The 16,081-nt window shown below is 60.6% G+C and carries 16 protein-coding genes; 6 read left to right on the top strand and 10 right to left on the bottom strand.

The genetic code is table 11. From position 1 onward, the window contains the following. Window positions 1-210: 210 nt before the first annotated feature. Window positions 211-852 carry a 4-carboxy-4-hydroxy-2-oxoadipate aldolase/oxaloacetate decarboxylase gene (locus EGJ09_RS13135; protein WP_115274447.1) on the bottom strand — a complete coding sequence of 214 codons (642 nt, stop codon included), beginning with the start codon at window positions 850-852 and terminating at the stop codon, window positions 211-213. Window positions 853-1,104: 252 nt separating this feature from the next. Between EGJ09_RS13135 and EGJ09_RS13130 the strand changes: the two genes are divergently transcribed. The 5 genes from EGJ09_RS13130 (at window position 1,105) to EGJ09_RS13110 (ending at window position 6,899) form a co-directional block, all read left to right on the top strand. Further along, a complete protein-coding gene (locus EGJ09_RS13130) occupies window positions 1,105-1,758 on the top strand; it encodes a GntR family transcriptional regulator (RefSeq protein WP_125924075.1) in 654 nt (217 codons plus the stop codon). Window positions 1,759-2,182: 424 nt separating this feature from the next. Then, complete coding sequence (locus EGJ09_RS13125; RefSeq protein ID WP_115274445.1) at window positions 2,183-3,571, top strand: MFS transporter; 1,389 nt, start codon at window positions 2,183-2,185, stop codon at window positions 3,569-3,571. A 65-nt stretch (window positions 3,572-3,636) separates the two neighbouring features. Further along, window positions 3,637-4,698, top strand: a complete 1,062-nt coding sequence (locus tag EGJ09_RS13120) for a hydroxyacid dehydrogenase (protein ID WP_125924073.1) — start codon at window positions 3,637-3,639, stop codon at window positions 4,696-4,698. A 230-nt stretch (window positions 4,699-4,928) separates the two neighbouring features. Beyond that, window positions 4,929-5,708: an amidohydrolase family protein gene (locus EGJ09_RS13115; protein WP_256658433.1), complete on the top strand. Its 780-nt coding sequence runs from the start codon at window positions 4,929-4,931 to the stop codon at window positions 5,706-5,708. Window positions 5,709-5,879: 171 nt separating this feature from the next. Next, window positions 5,880-6,899, top strand: coding sequence for an IS30 family transposase (locus EGJ09_RS13110; RefSeq protein ID WP_125924069.1), 1,020 nt, complete (start codon window positions 5,880-5,882; stop codon window positions 6,897-6,899). A 63-nt stretch (window positions 6,900-6,962) separates the two neighbouring features. Here EGJ09_RS13110 and EGJ09_RS13105 read toward each other — a convergent pair whose 3' ends face one another. Then, window positions 6,963-7,583 carry a tyrosine-type recombinase/integrase gene (locus EGJ09_RS13105; RefSeq protein WP_125924068.1) on the bottom strand — a complete coding sequence of 207 codons (621 nt, stop codon included), beginning with the start codon at window positions 7,581-7,583 and terminating at the stop codon, window positions 6,963-6,965. 232 nt (window positions 7,584-7,815) lie between these two features. On the opposite strand from EGJ09_RS13105, the gene EGJ09_RS13100 reads away from it, so the two are divergent. Beyond that, window positions 7,816-8,289 carry an OsmC family protein gene (locus EGJ09_RS13100; RefSeq protein WP_115274442.1) on the top strand — a complete coding sequence of 158 codons (474 nt, stop codon included), beginning with the start codon at window positions 7,816-7,818 and terminating at the stop codon, window positions 8,287-8,289. 316 nt (window positions 8,290-8,605) lie between these two features. Here EGJ09_RS13100 and EGJ09_RS13095 read toward each other — a convergent pair whose 3' ends face one another. From EGJ09_RS13095 to EGJ09_RS13065, 8 genes are all read right to left on the bottom strand, one after another. Next, window positions 8,606-9,565, bottom strand: a complete 960-nt coding sequence (locus EGJ09_RS13095; protein ID WP_196996567.1) for a PDR/VanB family oxidoreductase — start codon at window positions 9,563-9,565, stop codon at window positions 8,606-8,608. Further along, window positions 9,562-10,593 (bottom strand): Rieske 2Fe-2S domain-containing protein, encoded by a 1,032-nt coding sequence (locus EGJ09_RS13090; protein ID WP_125924066.1) that lies wholly within the window; start codon window positions 10,591-10,593, stop codon window positions 9,562-9,564. The genes EGJ09_RS13095 and EGJ09_RS13090 overlap by 4 nt, the downstream gene beginning before the upstream one ends. A gap of 29 nt (window positions 10,594-10,622) precedes the next feature. Continuing rightward, window positions 10,623-11,435 (bottom strand): SDR family NAD(P)-dependent oxidoreductase, encoded by an 813-nt coding sequence (locus EGJ09_RS13085; protein WP_125924064.1) that lies wholly within the window; start codon window positions 11,433-11,435, stop codon window positions 10,623-10,625. A gap of 14 nt (window positions 11,436-11,449) precedes the next feature. Further along, a complete protein-coding gene (locus EGJ09_RS26630; RefSeq protein ID WP_196996568.1) occupies window positions 11,450-11,866 on the bottom strand; it encodes a VOC family protein in 417 nt (138 codons plus the stop codon). A 26-nt stretch (window positions 11,867-11,892) separates the two neighbouring features. Further along, on the bottom strand, window positions 11,893-12,945 hold the full coding sequence (locus EGJ09_RS13080) for a C45 family peptidase (RefSeq protein WP_196996569.1): 1,053 nt from the start codon (window positions 12,943-12,945) through the stop codon (window positions 11,893-11,895). Further along, on the bottom strand, window positions 12,942-13,781 hold the full coding sequence (locus EGJ09_RS13075; protein WP_125924062.1) for a polysaccharide deacetylase: 840 nt from the start codon (window positions 13,779-13,781) through the stop codon (window positions 12,942-12,944). The genes EGJ09_RS13080 and EGJ09_RS13075 overlap by 4 nt, the downstream gene beginning before the upstream one ends. A gap of 49 nt (window positions 13,782-13,830) precedes the next feature. Further along, on the bottom strand, window positions 13,831-15,249 hold the full coding sequence (locus EGJ09_RS13070; protein ID WP_125924060.1) for an APC family permease: 1,419 nt from the start codon (window positions 15,247-15,249) through the stop codon (window positions 13,831-13,833). A gap of 317 nt (window positions 15,250-15,566) precedes the next feature. Beyond that, the gene (locus EGJ09_RS13065; RefSeq protein ID WP_125924058.1) at window positions 15,567-16,034 is read right to left on the bottom strand and encodes an Lrp/AsnC family transcriptional regulator; all 468 of its coding nucleotides are present in this window, start codon (window positions 16,032-16,034) and stop codon (window positions 15,567-15,569) included. Between the last annotated feature and the right edge of the window lie 47 nt (window positions 16,035-16,081).

The raw sequence follows: 16,081 nt of genomic DNA, 5'->3' as shown, positions 1-16,081 counted from the left end.
CGTTGGCCAAAGCACTGATGGATGATGCCGAGCTGGGCATGATGCACTAAGGGCTGAACTGCCTGACCATGGCGGACGTTCATTCAACCGATTGAGACATGGCCACACGACCGGTGGTTGGTAGTTTTCGGGCAGAATAAGTCATGAGTAGGTGCGCCTGGGGACCCTTGATGGGATCAAGTCGTGGTTGACCCCCAAGCGCATTGACAGTTACTTCATTCCAAGGCGTTCGAGCGTAGCTTCGAGCCCCAGTAGTTGAACGGTACTGATGCCGGCCTCGATGCCATGGCGAATGCCGTCCTCCTTGTCCTCGCGAGCCCTGCTCAGACTAATGACTTCCTCTACGCGGTCTTTCTTTACGACTACGAGGCCGTCTCGGTCTCCGACGATGATATCGCCAGGCTGGATATGCACGTTGCCGATGACGATGGGCACGTTCACTTTTCCAGGCTGGCATTTGTTCGTCCCCTTGATGCTCAACCCACGAGCAAAGGTAGGGAAACCCATTTCGATGATGGCGTCCGCATCTCGCACCGCGCCGTTCATTACCAGTCCTACGATGCCGAGTTTTTGTGCGGCGAGGGTAAGCAGATCACCCCACGGGCCGGCTTCCATGAAGCCCTTGGCATCCACGACGAGCACATCCCCTGGTTTAGCCTTGGTCAAAGCGAAGTGAATCGCGAGGTTGTCGTCAGGGCGGCAGTCAACCGTCAGGGCCGGGCCGCATAGCCTCACAGTCGGATCAATCGGTTTGAAGCAGCTATCAAGCGCACCGGTCTGACCTTGGGCTTCATGAATAGTGGCTGAGCCGAGCTTCTTGAGGACTTCGATTTGTTCTTGTGGGATGGGCATGGCTGTATCCGTCTGGTTGGATCGGGCTCAAGCCTTAAGGACTGCTCGCTGATCACTGATCACGCTTCGCCGTTGCTTGAGCGGACACAGAAGGTGTCTGCAAATACAATAAAAGTACAATCAGGGTTTATGCAAACAATTTTGGTACAAACGGTAGGGCCCGTGGCGATAATGAGCGCTACGCCGGAGCATCGGGCAGGGATTTCCTGGTGCCTGTGGTAGTCCAGACAGACAGGAGAGAGAGCGGCAGATATGGCTAGTGAGCAAATCTACGAGACTTTGCGTAATCGCATCATTGCCGGTCAGTACGAGCCTGGGACTCAGCTGAAGGAAGAGCCTCTCAGTAGAGAGTTCGAGCTGAGCCGCACGCCTGTCCGTGCGTCCCTCAAGAGGCTGGTCGATGACGGGTTGGCGGTAGTGGAGGCCAACCGGGGTGTATTCGTGGCGGGATGGACGAAGTGGGACGTCGAAGAGATGTTCAGCTTGCGGGAGCTGCTGGAACCACACGCCGCCATGCTAGCTGCCATGAGGGCTACAGAGCAGGACGTACAAGCTCTCCATCGAATAAATGACGCGATGGCATCCGCTATCAAGCGGGGTGACGAGAACGTCCAGCTTGATGTCCAGGCGGCAAACAGGGAGTTTCATCATCAGTTGTTGGAGACCGCTCGCTCCCAACGATTACGCTCCATGCTCCAGACCCTTATCGACATGCCTGTGATTACGCGGTCCTTTTTTCTCTACGCTGAAGCGGACTTCGCCCGAAGCCTGCAGCAGCACATGGACATCACCTATGCGATCGAAATCGGAGACGGGGAGCTTGCGAAGCAGGCTATGACGACGCATATCCGGATGGCCTACCGGCGCTTCATGGCCCACCGATCGGGAAACCCCACGCCTCCGTAAAAAAAATACAATCACAGTACAATCTGGTTTATAGTCGGCTCCATAAGAACAATTTCGGAGGAGCCATGAGCCCCATCACACCCAAAACGGCTGACGCGCAACTGCCTGAATCTGCGCGCCTGTTTAGCAGTTCGCGGACCTCCCGAATGGTTCGCCCTCTTTCGATCCTGTCATGGCCTGCTATCGCCGTGCCGAGGCTCAGTCATCGTCGACGTCCCGACCGCCATCCTCTGCATCTGCATCTTCTCGATCCGCCGACGTAGCGCTTCAAGGCCTTGCGTCCTAAAGCGCACAGGCATTCCAACAATCAAGGTAAGGTCGCTAAATGCACGGGCTTAGGTCCGACGGCATGCTGTTGCCGTAAACAAACCCAGAGCGACCTGCTGATAACCCGCAACCGTTAATAATAAGAGCAGGTGAAAGCATGAGTAACGGTATCAACAACGCCCAAAAACCATCTCGGTTCCGGTGGGTCGTCGCCGGATTGTTCTTCTTGGTCTATACAGTCGCGTCGGCTGACAGAGCAAACCTCGGCGTGGCACTCCCGTTTATCCGGGAGGAATATCCAATGACCAACGCCGAAGCAGGAGCGCTGCTCAGCGTATTCCTGTTGGCATACGCATTGGCGCAGATTCCCTCCGGCTTCGCTTCAAGCCGCTATGGCGTAAGGAAGATTTTTTCCTTCTCAATGATCGCCACCTCCGTCTTCACGGCCTTGATGGGCACCGTCAGTTCGGTTGTGGGGCTTAAAATTTGTCGGTTCTTGCTCGGCATTGCCGAGGGTCCTCTGCCGATTGGCATCGCCTCGACGATCAACAACTGGTTCCCGGCCAAGGAAAAGGGCACGGCGACTGGCATTTTCCTTGCCGCAGTCAAATTCGGCCCAGTCTTGGTCCCACCGCTCTGCGTGGCTATCGTCGCGATGTGGGGTTGGCGCGAAATTTTTTACTTCTTCGCCATTCCAGGGATCATCTTGGCGATCATGTGGTATTTCCTGGTTACCAATCAGCCGTCGGAGAGCAAATTCGTAAACTCCAAGGAGCTCGAATACATCACCGATGAAGCTAACAACGTTATTACCCAGCAAGACAAAGCTGCACGCCGGGACTTCAAAAAGCTCGACAAATTTATCCGTGTCACGCCGGTAGAACCCATTTCTACCAGCAAGGGTCTTTTCCGCTCTTGGAACGTCATCGGGTGCTCACTTGGATACAGCTTCCAGGTCGGCATCTCCATGATCCTTCTGTCGTGGATCCCGACCTATCTTGTGAGCGTCAAAAACTTCTCGATCATGAACATGGGGTTTGTGGCCGCAGCGCCTTGGGTAGGCGCAATTTTCGGGAATCTGCTGGGCGGCATCCTTTCCGACCGCCTTCTGGGCAAGCGTCGGAAGCCAGGCATGATGCTCTCTGCTCTGGCTACGGCCGGGATGATGTACGCCCTGATTAATTCGCCCAACGATCCGCTTCTGTACGCAGGGCTGATGTTCCTCACGGGCACGCTCATCAGCATCGGCTACTCGTCCTACATGGTTTACCCCATGGGTTTGGCCTCAAAGAAGGTATTTCCTGTGGCGAGCTCGATCGTTAACACAGGTGGGCAGCTTGGCGGGGCAGCAGCGCCATTCCTTGTGGGATTGCTTCTCGACAGCTACGGCTGGTCCCAAGTGTTTCTTTGCATGGCGATCGCATCGTTCGTCAGCTTCCTAATCCTGCTCACTATCAAAGAGCCCGTTCCCGCTGCTGCTGTTAGCACTTTGGACGCAGATGCCACTACTCACCATCAAGCCGAGCTGAAACCGTCCAATACCTGATTGGTTTGGGCCTACTGCCGAGCGAGCGACTGTTACTGGTTTGCTTTACCACAGAGGATTTTTAAATGACTGCCGCCTTCAAGGCACAGGTGTGCCGCCTGGATCTCTGGATCAACCCTATCTTTGACGAAACGCTGGCACGCAATGCCAACGTCGATCTTCAGATTGCATCCCGAGATCCTGAGGACTCGGACACGGCTGATGCGTTAGCGCAAAGCCATGGGTACCACGTTTGCGCAGCTAAAGATGATCTACCCAAGCGCTGGTGGGTGACAGAAGCGTTGATCAAGTCTTGCCCCAACCTGCTCTGTGTGTCGGCGGGCGGGGCCGGCTACGACACAGTAGATGTAGCTGCTTGCACTGCTGCAGGCATCCCCGTCGTGAATCAGGCTGGTGCGAATGCCCATTCGGTGGCAGAGCACACATTCGCCCTGCTACTAGCTGTGGTCAAACGAGTGGTTGAGTCCGATAGAAAGCTCAGAACCGAAACCGGCTTCACACGCGAAGATCTGATGGGGGATGAAATTCACGGATCCACGTTCGGCATCATCGGTATCGGTGAAATTGGCACCCGTACGGCTAACGTCGCCAAGGGTTTCGGATTGGAGGTTTTGGCCTACGATCCCCATCTGACTCCGGATGAGATCCGGTCACGTGGGGCAGAGCCGGTTAGCCTGGAGGCTCTTTTGCAGCGCAGTGACTTCGTCTCGCTGCACTGCCCACTCAACTCTCAAACCAGGCATATGATCGGCGCTGATGCATTTGCAATGATGAAGCAGGGTTCGGTGTTCATCTCCACCGCTCGGGGTGGGATTCATGATGAAGCCGCCTTGTATGAAGCGCTTAAAACCGGGCACCTGCGAGGTGCTGGCCTGGACGTTTGGGAAGTCGAACCACCACGCCATGAGGTCCCGCTTCTGAGCCTCAGCAATGTCGTTGCGACCTTCCATACCGCAGGAGTGAGTCATGGCGGACGTCGCAATGTAGCGCGTTCTTCCGCAGAGCAGCTGATTTCCATGCTCGAAGGCACTCGACCTCCCCATCTGCTAAATCCTGAAGTCTGGGACCGGTTCCTATCGCGGCGCTCAGAAGTTCTAGGGCGGCTGGAGCAGCCCGAGGCTGTGTAAGTAACTTTGGGCCCCCGCATGGACGGTCATTGTCAGTGCGGGGACTGACGTAAGGCACGGCCTCAACTTTCACTGGATGACTCATGAGCCTCACGCGACGGCATTTCGTAGCGGCTTCGGCCTCCCTTTTAGGATTCGCAGCCGCAGGACAAAGTTTGGCCGCTGTTCCCTGGTCTACAGGCGAGCAACCGCCCAGACTAAAATTCCCCTCCGGTAGCGTCGACTGTCACATGCACCTGTTCGACGACCGCGTCCCTCCCGTACCAAATGCCAAGCTTCGACCACCGAATGCTACCCTTGCTGACTACCAGCAGCTTCAGGAGCGTCTGGGGGTTCATCGGATGGTAATAGTTACGCCCTCCACCTACGGCTTTAACAATCAGGTGCTGATGGACGGCCTGGAAGCCAGTAACGGCAACGCTCGCGGGGTCGCTGTAATCGAGCCGACTATCAGCGACTACGATCTACAAAAGATGCATGCCGCCGGGGTACGCGGCGTTCGCATCAATTTGAGCTTTGGTGGAGCTGGCATCGAATATCTTGAGCCCTTAGCTGCTCGAGTGAATGAACTGGGGTGGCATGTTCAGTTTGTATCCCCAGGGAAGGCGTTGCCCGGCTTAGAAGCGCGATTGCGCAAGCTCCCCGGTACTGTGGTTATCGATCACTTAGGCGAAGTAGAGCAACCTGGCGGCTTTGGCTCTGAACCGTTCAAGGTATTGCAGCGTTTGCTGGATACGGACAAGGTGTGGATCAAGCTATCGGGCGCCTACATCAGCTCTGCTGTCGGAGCCCCTTCGTACGAGGATTATGGACAGCTGGCAGGGCTTCTTGTTGCAAAACGCCCTGATCGTTTCGTGTGGGGATCTGATTGGCCGCACGTCACTGAAAAAGGGTCTAAGCCAGACGATGCACTCCTGGCGGACTTACTTCTTGAATGGATACCGTCTGAATCAATTCGGAATCAGATACTGTCGTTGAACCCGAGCAAGCTGTATGGCTTTCCCACATAGTTCAACAGGATTCGCAAGGCTATGGACTTTAGATCAAGCCCGTCCATGCGAGGTTTGATAGACCAGGGTATTGCTATCTCAGGAGCGTTCGCCGTTCTTACAAGCCTCTCGATCATCTGATGCATTCGGCGGTCTCAGTGACCAAGTGCAACACCCGAGGTAAGGTGCTGCATGACTACTCACTACACCCACTTGACCATCGAAGAGCGCGTAACGCTAATGATCATGCGTATGCAAGGCGCCTCGCTGCGAGCCATCGCCCAAGTTCTTGGACGCCAACCCAGCACGCTGAGTCGAGAGGTGCGGCGCCAGTCGCAGCCTGGGCACTATGACGCCAGCACTGCCGGTGCTCGAGCCCGTGCCCTCAGACACGTCCCGAGGCGCAGCAAGCTTCTTGCCCCTGGTTCTGAACTGTTCCAGGTCGTACACAGCATGTTGGCCAAGGGCTGGTCTCCTCAGCAAATTGCCGCCAGACTCAAGGACTACTGGCCTGATAATCCTGAGCGGCATGTGAGTCACGAAACGATCTACCTGACAATCTATGCATACCCACGCGGCGAGCTTAAGCGTCAACTCATTGGTTACCTGCGCCAGGGCGGCAGCAAGCGGCGTACTCGCAGCACTGCGCCAGCTCGGCGCGAGCGCTATCCAGCTGAACAGAATATTCGCTACCGGCCTGAAGAGGTCGAAGGTCGACAAGTGCCAGGTCATTGGGAAAGCGACCTGATCATGGGCGCGAACAATCGCTCGGCAGTAGCGACGATGGTCGAGCGCACGAGCCGTTTCGTGATCCTGGCCAAGTTGGATGCGCCCACCGCAGACGCCGCGCTAGAGGGGATGACGCGAGAACTTTCGCGGATGGCACCGGCGCTGCTGAAAACCATGACCCATGACCAAGGCAGCGAGATGGCCAAGCATCAAGAGCTGACAGCTCGTACGGGAATGAAGATCTACTTCGCTGGCCCGCACAGCCCTTGGCAAAGAGGCAGCAACGAGAACACGAACGGCCTGCTCCGGCAGTACTTACCCAAGGGCACCGATTTGTCGCTGGTTAGCCAGGAGCGGCTGGACGAGATTGCCGACTTGCTCAACACCCGACCTCGTCAGACATTGGGCTGGAAATTCCCTGTTGAAGTGTTGACGGATCATCTGCAACTGCTGGCAACCAATCGGCTCAACATTATCAACTGACTGTTGCACTTGGACCTGAGGCCGCCTTCCGTTAACTTGTTGACCAATGTTCGCTTTGGATGGTCAGACCTGCGTCTGCTCTGCCATCTCCAAGGCATCGTCGACCTCAATCCCCAGATATCTGACGGTGCTTTCAAGCTTGGTGTGACCAAGTAGGAGTTGGACTGCCCTTAGATTCTTCGTTCTGCGATAGATCAAGGAGGCCTTCGTTCGCCGCAGCGTGTGGGTGCCGTACATGGCTGGGTCAAGGCCAATGGCTGTTACCCAGGCTTTCACTATTCGAGCGTATTGCCTGGTGGAGAGATGATCTGAACCGTGTAGCCGGCTCGGAAACAGACAGTCCTCGCTACGGAGGTGAGCCTGATGCATCCAGGCTTCCAAAGCCATACGGGTTTGCTCAGTGATCTCAAATTGCACCGGATGTTGAGTTTTCTGCTGCATCACGATCGCTCGTGACGACACATGCTCTCCATGGGCTACGTCCCGTACACGAAGCTTGGTTAAGTCGCAGGCTCGCAGCTTGCTGTCGATGGCCAAGTTGAACAACGCCAGATCCCTAGATTTCTTTGCGATCTGGAGCCTTACCCGGATGGCCCAGATATCTCTGAGTCGGAGCGGGGCTTTCTGCCCGACTAGCTTTCCCTTGTTCCATGGACGATGGGCGTAGGTAGCAGCGGTTTTCATGGGTTGTCCTCCGTATTAGAGGAGAACAAGGGTGAACTCGATACGGTGGACGGTCGCTATCGACCCATAACAGACATTGACAGCTGTCCTCTTCCCGGTTCGTTGCTTGTGCACGACTTTCTCATGCACCGCTGAAAATGCAGGGCTAGTGGAAAACCATCCAGGGAGTGCACAATAACTGTGCCCAAGCGGCGCGGAGTTTTTCTGGCCATCTTTCGTCACAGGAGTGAGCATGAAAGAACACAGTTACGCTGTCACCGTAAATTGGATAGGCAACACGGGTGATGGTACTGCCAGCTACACGGCTTACCAAAGAGACTTCAATGTGGAAGCTCCAGGCAAAACACCTATCCTGGGCTCCGCCGACCCTGCCTTTCGCGGAAATCCCGAACGCTGGAACCCGGAAGACATGTTGCTGGCCTCTATCTCGGCCTGTCACAAGCTTTGGTATCTTCATCTGTGCGCAGTCAACAAGGTGAACGTACTGGAATACGTCGACCACCCGATGGGCCGGATGGTTGAAGCTGATGGCCAGCGCAAAGGCCATTTCAAGAGCGCAGAGTTAAGGCCTCAGGTCATCATCAGCAACGAATCGGATCTGGATCTGGCAAAACGTCTCCATGACGATGCTCACCATGAGTGTTTTATTGCCAATTCGGTCAACTTCCCCATCACATGCAGTGCTGCTGTCAAGCATCGAAACTAGATCCTTTGCGCGCTGGCTGCGGCTCTGACCTGATCGTCTGGTACTCAATTCCCGGCCCCTGGGCGCGAATAATATTAAGGCGAGTGTCCACTATGGGTCGACAGCGGCCAGTCGCGAATGACCGCCTTCGACCCTAAGCGGACGCTCACGACAAGCCTCTGCCAGTCGAAGCGACTGCTCGGGGGAGCAGACAGATGTATTACGTTGCCTGGCAATACTTGTCTCGTTGTTGAACAATTGGATGGTATACACATAGAGCGCCTACCCTGGAGTGCACTGGGCAGGCGCTACTCTGTAAGGCTGAACAGGTTAGTGACTACAGGTCGAGCGTGAGGGTCGGCGTCAAAGCCCGAGAAACGCACAGCATCATCACGTTCCCCTGCGCCCGCTCGCTTTCACTGAGCAGCATGTCGCGATGATCCGGCACGCCATCCAGCACCCGTGTCTCGCACATGCCGCACACACCCTGTTCGCAGGATGACGCCACTTGGTGCCCCGCCGCCCGCAGCGCCGCCATGATCGTGCAACCGGGCGGCACCTGCAGTTGAGTGCCGCTGCGGGCAAGAATGATCGTCAACGCTTCACCGCCCTGCTCCACCGGCGCCTGCATCGAGGCGAAGCGCTCCAGGTGCAGGCGCTCCAGCAACCCTGCCTCGGCAAAACGCGCCGTCAGGGCATCCAGCAGCGCTGCCGGCCCACAGCTGTAAACCTGACGCCCAGCCCGTGCAGCGGCCACCACGGCGTCCAGGTCGAGCAGACCGACCTCGTCCATCGGCACAACTTCGACACGCCCTGCGCCCATGGCCTGCAGCTCGTCAATGAAGGCCATCGAGTGGCGCGAACGGCCGCCGTAGAGCATCTGCCAATCGGCGCCCGCACGCTCGGCGGCCTGCGCCATGGCCATAATAGGTGTAACCCCGATGCCGCCAGCGACGAACAGATAGGCTTCACCTTCCTGCATCGGAAAGGCATTGCGCGGCCCGCGTATGGCCAGTTGCTGGCCCAGGCGCAAGGCGCCATGCACCTCACGCGAACCACCCCGGCCATTGGCCTCCAGCAGCACGGCGATGCGCAAGCTGCGACGCTGCTGCGGGTCGCCGCACAACGAGTACTGACGCACCAACCCCGAGGGCAACAGCAGGTCGATGTGCGCACCCGGGGCCCACGCCGGCAACACGGCACCGTCAAGGGCGCGCAGCTCCAGCGAGATCACGCCCTGGGCTTCCAACCGCAGCCCGGCTACCTGCACCGCCAGCGTTTCGCCCAGGGCACTCACGGCAACGCCCTCGGTTCGTCGACCAGACGCACCGGCACGTGCTGGCCGCGTTCGATGAACTCGCGGAAGGCACGGCGGTAATTCAGGGTGTACAGGTCCGAAGGCACTGAATGCTCGACCTGCTTGGCGTCCCAGTCGATTTCCGCCGGGGTGATGGTCGCGGCCACGGGCAGGTCTTCAAGGTACAGCAGCTCCTCGACGCGCAGGCATTCCTGCAGGTCGCCGCCGGTGTAGTTGCGGTCGTTGGCCACGGCCCAGAAGATCTTCACGTGGTCATAGGCAACCGGGCACGGGAAGCCGGCCACCACACGCTTGCCCAGGCGTTCGTAGTCGTAGGTGATGGCCACCAGGCCCGGGGCGACGATGTGGTAGTTCATCATGCAATCGCCGTCGTTGGCCCACTCGCCCTCACAGGCCTGCAGCGGCCGGTCCATCCAGATGTCGAGGCCTTCGCGGCGCACGTTGAGCGGTTCGACCACCGGGTTGACGTGGCCCATCATGCCGCGGTGGATGTACGAGAAGTGCGCGACATCGCCGAAGTTCTCCACTGCCACCGCCACGCCGGTGGGCGAGTCCAGCGGTTCGGCCGCTAGCCATTCGAGGTCCAGCTCACGCCACTCGGCCAGGTCGTACAGCTCGAACAGCGGCTCCTCCAGCGCCGTCCACACATGCCCGTAACGCTCCTGGCAGGCGAAGGTGCGCACGGCGGCGGCCTGGGGGATCTTGCATTGGTCCTCCAGCGACGGCACATGGCTGCACTTGCCGCCCTCGGCTGCAAAGCGCCAACCGTGGTACGGGCAGCCAAGGCTCTCGCCGTGCACTTCGCCCAGCGACAGGTCGGCGCCGCGGTGCGGGCAGCGCGCCTCCTGGACCACGGCCTGGCCGGAGGCAGTGCGCCACACCACCAGTTTTTCGCCCAGTAACGTGGCCGATTGCGGGGTGCCGAGGTCGGTCGAGCGGGCCACCGGGAACCACTGGCGGCGCATGGCCTGTTCGGCGCGTTGGCGCTGGGTTGCTTGAGTCGTCATGGAATAGTCCTCACAGGTTGTTCTTGTTGTCAGATGCCGACTACCAGGGCCCCACCGTTGACGGGGATGGCCTGGCCGGTGATGAACGCCGCTTCGTCCGAGGCGAGGAACGCCACCACCGCAGCGATTTCCTCGGGGTGTACCAGGCGGCCAAGCGGGATGGCGGCCTGCTCGGCCTCGATGTACTCCTCGGGCACCATGCGCGTCAGGATCGCGCCGGGGGTAATGGCGTTGACCAGGATGCCCTCGCCGACGAACTCCTTGGCCAGGGTCTTCATCAGCCCCAGCTGCGCCGACTTGCTGACCATGTAGCCGTAGGAGTGGCCGTCGGGCACCTGGCCCCACTGCGAGTTGATGAAGATCACCCGCGGCGCCGGGCTGCGACGCAGGTGTGCCAGGGCTGCACGGGTGAGGTACAGCGGGGCGTTGACGTTGATCGCCAGCAGCCGGTCGAAATTGCCATCGTCGGTGGCTTCCAGGCCGGTCATGGAGTAGATCAGCCCGGCGTTGTGCACCAGGATGTCGAGGCCACCCAGCTGCTCGGCGACCTGCGCCACGCAGCGTTCGGCCAACGCCCGGTCGGTGATGTCGCAGGCCAGGGCAATGGCGCGGCCACCCTCCTCGGCAATCTCGGCGGCGGTGGCACGGGCCACGTCTTCATCGATATCGACCACCGCCACAGCGGCGCCGCGGCGCGCCAACAGCCGGGCATGGGCACGACCGGCGCCACGGCCGGCACCGGTGACCAGCGCCACACGGCCATTGAGCGAGCGCGCTTCGGGGGCTAGCGCCAGTACCGACGCCGGGGCCAGGCGGGCAGGTTTGTTGTGGGTAATGGACATGTTCGGCTCCTGGCTCAGACGGTCTTGTGGGGTTCGGTGACGTAGAACATGTTGCCGTCCGGGTCAAACATCGGCCGGTAGCGGTAGTGGGTACCGTTGGGATGCTGCCATTCGATCGGTGCCGGCGTTACCCACTCGACCTTGCCGTCCAGGTAGGCGATGGTTTCATCGAGGTTTTCCACCTCGAAGGCGAAGGAGTCGAAACCCGGCTTGTCTTCCAGGTTCACCGCCGTGCGGCGCTCGACCGGTGCCGGGTTGGTGGTGTGGAACAGGTACAGGGTGACGTTGCCCATCTCGATGGCGGCCCAGCGTTCTTCGGCGACGTAGGGCAGGAAGAACCCAAGGCCGAGGGTGCCGTGGTAGAAGTCCACCAGGCGCTGCACGTCGTTGGTGAGGATGTCCATGTTGTCGAGGCGTTTGAGTTGGAGCATGGCGTGGTTTCCTTGGTGGCAATGGTTTACAGGTGGCGGCACGGGCCACCCGGCAATGCGTGCAGGGTGCCGTTGAGCACATCGAGGGTGATGCTGGCCAGGGTTGCGTACTGCCCCGCTGCCGGCAGTGCCGGGTCTGGGTGGCAGCACAGCGCGCCGGTGGTACCGAGGTGGCTGTTCAGGGCCTGCAGCAGGTCGTTGGCGCCAAGCCCTGGGCGGTTGCTGAGGCGGCGCAGCAACTGGTCGTAACGCACCAGCGTGTCCGGGAAGCTGCCGGGCTCGGTGTCGAAGCCACGCGCGGGGCTGGAGAGAAAGTGGTTGGTGTGCACCAGCAAGCCGTCGGCACCGGGGAACACCAGGCCTGGCCCACCCGGGTGGATTTCTACCGACACCGCGCAACTGGCGCGCTCGGCGGCAGCGACCAGGGTCAGCGAGCTGGAGGCCGAGACCGCTGCACGCTGGCACAGCTGCAGGGCCTGGTTGACGTCGCTGCAGCTGTCGAGGATCCAGCGCGACAGCACATGCACCGGCACGCCGATGCCTGCGCCATCATGGGCGTGGTGCAGGATATTGAAGTGCACACCCAGGCCGCGGTTGTTGACCCCGGGCTTGCCGACGATGCCGTACTCGGTAACGGTGGTGGTCAGGCGGCCATCGGCGTGGGGGATCTCCCAGGTCAGCCACTGCTCGGCGAACTCGGCGTACCAGTCCCAGGTCTGCGCGGTGACCGGCGCGCCCCACGGGTCGACCTGGACCACCGTCGAGCACTCGCCGCGCAATTGCGCCCCCAGCACGGCAAGCACCTCGGTGCGGGCATTGATCGCACCGATCAGCGCCGGGTCGATGCCGGCGCCTTCGGCGATGCCGAGCATTTCCACATGCAGCGGCGGCGCGAACGCGGCCACCTGTTCAAGGCAGCGTGTGCCCATGGCTTGCAGGTCGAACGGGGCCTGGGCAATCCGAGCGAACAGGCCTTCATAGGCCGCTACGGTGGCGCGCACCTTGGCGGCGAACACTTCGCCGAACTCGCGGCCACGCGCGGCCGGTTGCAGTTGGGTGGAACGGAACAGCGTGCTCATGGTTGTACCTGTTGCAGTTGCGGGGAGACCTGGGCAGCCACCTGATCGAGACGGGCAAACCACACATCGCCATCGCTGGCCATGCGCTCGACCAGGCGTTCGAGCTGCTCGAAGCGCGCGGCCCGGCCGATCACCTCGGGGTGCATGGTGAAGCTGGTGTGGCGGCCATCGCGGCGCGCCGATTCGTACTCGGCCAGCCAGCTGTCGAACAGCACCCGGGGGGCGGTGAAGTTGCCGCCGTTGTCGATGCTCCAGCCGAACATCGGCCAGTCGTCCAGCGACCAGTGCACCGGCAGCTCGAGGAGCGAGGCGCCATTGAAGTGCTCGTAGTACGGGCGGTCGTCGCCCATGCAGCTGGAGTCGTAGGTGAAGCCGTTGGCCAGCACCAGCTCGAAGGTTTCCGGGGTCAGCTCCCAGGACGACGAGCGATAACCGGCGGGCTTCGGCGCACCGGCCTTGGCCAGTGCGGCCAGGCCCAGTTCCATCTCCTCGGCCTGCTGTTCGGCGCTGACCTTGTCGCTGCGCAGGTGCATGTGGCCGTGGTGGCCGATTTCGTGGCCATCCCTGAGCAGCAGCTCGACCAGGTGCGGGTGCTGCTCGGCCGTGTAGCCCGGCACGAAAAACGTCGCGGCAATCTTGTGCCGGCGCAGCAGTTCGAGAATGCGCGGCACGCCGCGGGTTACGCCGAAGCGCCCTTCCGACAGGCTGGTCAGGCGGCGGGCGAAGCTTGGGCTGTCGCCCAGCAAACCGGCCTCGGCGTCAACGTCGAAGGTCAGGGAAACGGCCACAGGGCTTTTTTTCGGCCAGCACAGGCGGCCGGAGTCATCTGCACGCATCAGGTGCACTCCTCTTACGGGGGTTGTCAGCGAAGTCGGGGGTAGTGCGTCAGCGCGGGCTCGCGCACGCGTCGGCCTTGCGGTCTTGCAACCGGCGCAGGCGGTAAAGGGCCTGGGAGATGGCCAGCACCGCGACGGCGATCAGCACTTCCTTGAGGCCGCCGTAGCCGGTGATCGAGGCGCTGGTCACGCCGACCAGCAAGATCAGCCCGTCGAAAGCTGCCAGGGCCATGGCCACCCACACCCAGCCACGCCCCAGGCGAATCGGCCGCGCCTGCGCCGGGCGGTCGAGGCGCAGCACCACGTACCCGGCAACCGCCAGGCAGTGCGCAAGGATGTAGCCGATATTGCCGGCGACGATCACCGCCAGCGGGTTGCCGACCAGCAGCACCAGGGCGACATTGATGAACAGTTGCACAGTGACTGCCCGGGCCGGGACGCCGGCGCGGTTCAGTTCGCCGAACTGGCGCACGGTCAAACCGTCACGGGCGCTTTGATACAAGGCGCGGCCGGCATCGGCGGTACCCATCACAGAGAGCACCAGAATGCCGGCGATCAACACCAGGGTGACCACCGTTGCACCACCGCCCAGCAGTACCTCGGCGGCCGCCTGCAAAAAGCCATAGGGCCGCTCGGCCATGAGTTGCTCGCCAAGCAGGCCGGTCAGGCCCAGTGGCGCCAGGGTGAACACCAGCAGCAGGATCAGCGCTGCAATGCGCAGTGCCTTGCGGGTATCGCTTACGGTATCGCGGAACTCAGGGATGAACGACGCCGCAGCCTCTACCGCATACGCCGACCAGGCCATGATGAACAGCCAGGCCAGCACCGTGCGCAGGCCGTGCAGGCCTTCACCGGTGTGCCAGGTGAAGCTGGCCGTGCTCCAAACCGGGCTGGTCATGAAGCTGGTGCCGAACACCAGCACCGGCACCATCAGCAGCACGCCGGCGACGGTGAGGATGACCATGGTAAAGCGCAGCTGGACCATGCTCAGCGCCCAGCTGAACAGCGCCACAGTCAGGGCGATGGCTTGCGGCAGGCCGAGCTGCAGCGGACCCAGGTCGTAATGGGCGGTGACCTCGGGCCAGAACTGCTCGGAGAGGATCTGCGCCACCGCCAACCCCCAGATCGCCGGCGCGGTGGCCCAGGCGAACCAGTAGGCATAAGTAGCCAGCGGGCCCAGGCAGGGCATGCGCCGTGACCAGGCTTCGTTGGCGTACAGGGCGATGCCGCCGGACTTGTCGGCGAACATCGCGCCCATTTCCGAATACAGCCAGTTGTGCAGCACCGCCACGGCGGCAATCAGCGCCCACAAGGCCATGGCCGCCCAGGCGCCGATGGCCCCGATCGAATAACCCAGGCCGACGAACAACGCTGCGGGCAAGCTCAGGGTGATCGCTACCCCGTCCCACCAGCGGATGGATTTGACCAGCTGCGCCGTTGGCGCAGTGCCTGCAATGGCCTGTTGCATCGTATCGCCCTCTGTTTTTGTTATGGGTCTCGATGAGCAGATGTTACGTCACGATTCTGCGCATGTGTATATTTTTATTTCATATCAATGCGCATTGCGCAACATGAAAAGATATTTTTTACGCAATGTGCAAAATGAGTGCGCACTGCGCGAAAGCTGTGCAGGCGCAGCAGAACGGCTCTAGGAAGGCGGTCTCGACGGGGATGGCAAGCAGAGGGATCACGGGGGCAGATCGGGGATGGTGCAACAGTTCACGCATTGCGCAGGAACTTCAGCCAATTATTGCGCGGCCCCGGCTGGGCCGCGCAGCACTTATTTCAGCCCTCCGTCTCCGCCGGCGGCAAGGTGAAGCGGATCTTGTGCACCTTCACCTCCTGCAAGGTCCGCACATCGCGAATGCCCGGCAGGCTGCGCACTTTCTGCTGCAGGTTCCACAGGCTCTCGTCATCGCGGCACAGCACCTGCACGCAGATATCCGCCGTACCCATGGTGGTGGACAGGTAGCTCACTTCGGTCCAGCGGCTGAGGGTATCGGCGACGCGGTCGTGGTCCTGCGGCGCCACATTGACGAACAGCAGCGCCAGCTTGGCGTGGCCGAGCTTGGAGGGGTTGGTGAACGCCAGGATCTGCAGGATGCCCTGGTCCTGCAGGCGCTTGACCCGGGTGCGGATGGTCGCCTCCGGCACCGACAGGTTACGCGCGACCTCACGGAAGGCGCGTCGCCCGTCCTCCTGCAGTTCGCGGACGATCTCGAAGTCCAGTGGGTCGAGGGTGGAAATAGACATGTTCAGCGCTTCCATGGTGGATCGGGTGGCGGGGCACAGGCTAGCAG

This window comes from Pseudomonas sp. p106, assembly GCF_003936645.1.
Classification (GTDB): Bacteria; Pseudomonadota; Gammaproteobacteria; order Pseudomonadales; family Pseudomonadaceae; genus Aquipseudomonas; species Aquipseudomonas putida_E.
This window is presented reverse-complemented; position numbering and strand designations above follow the sequence as displayed.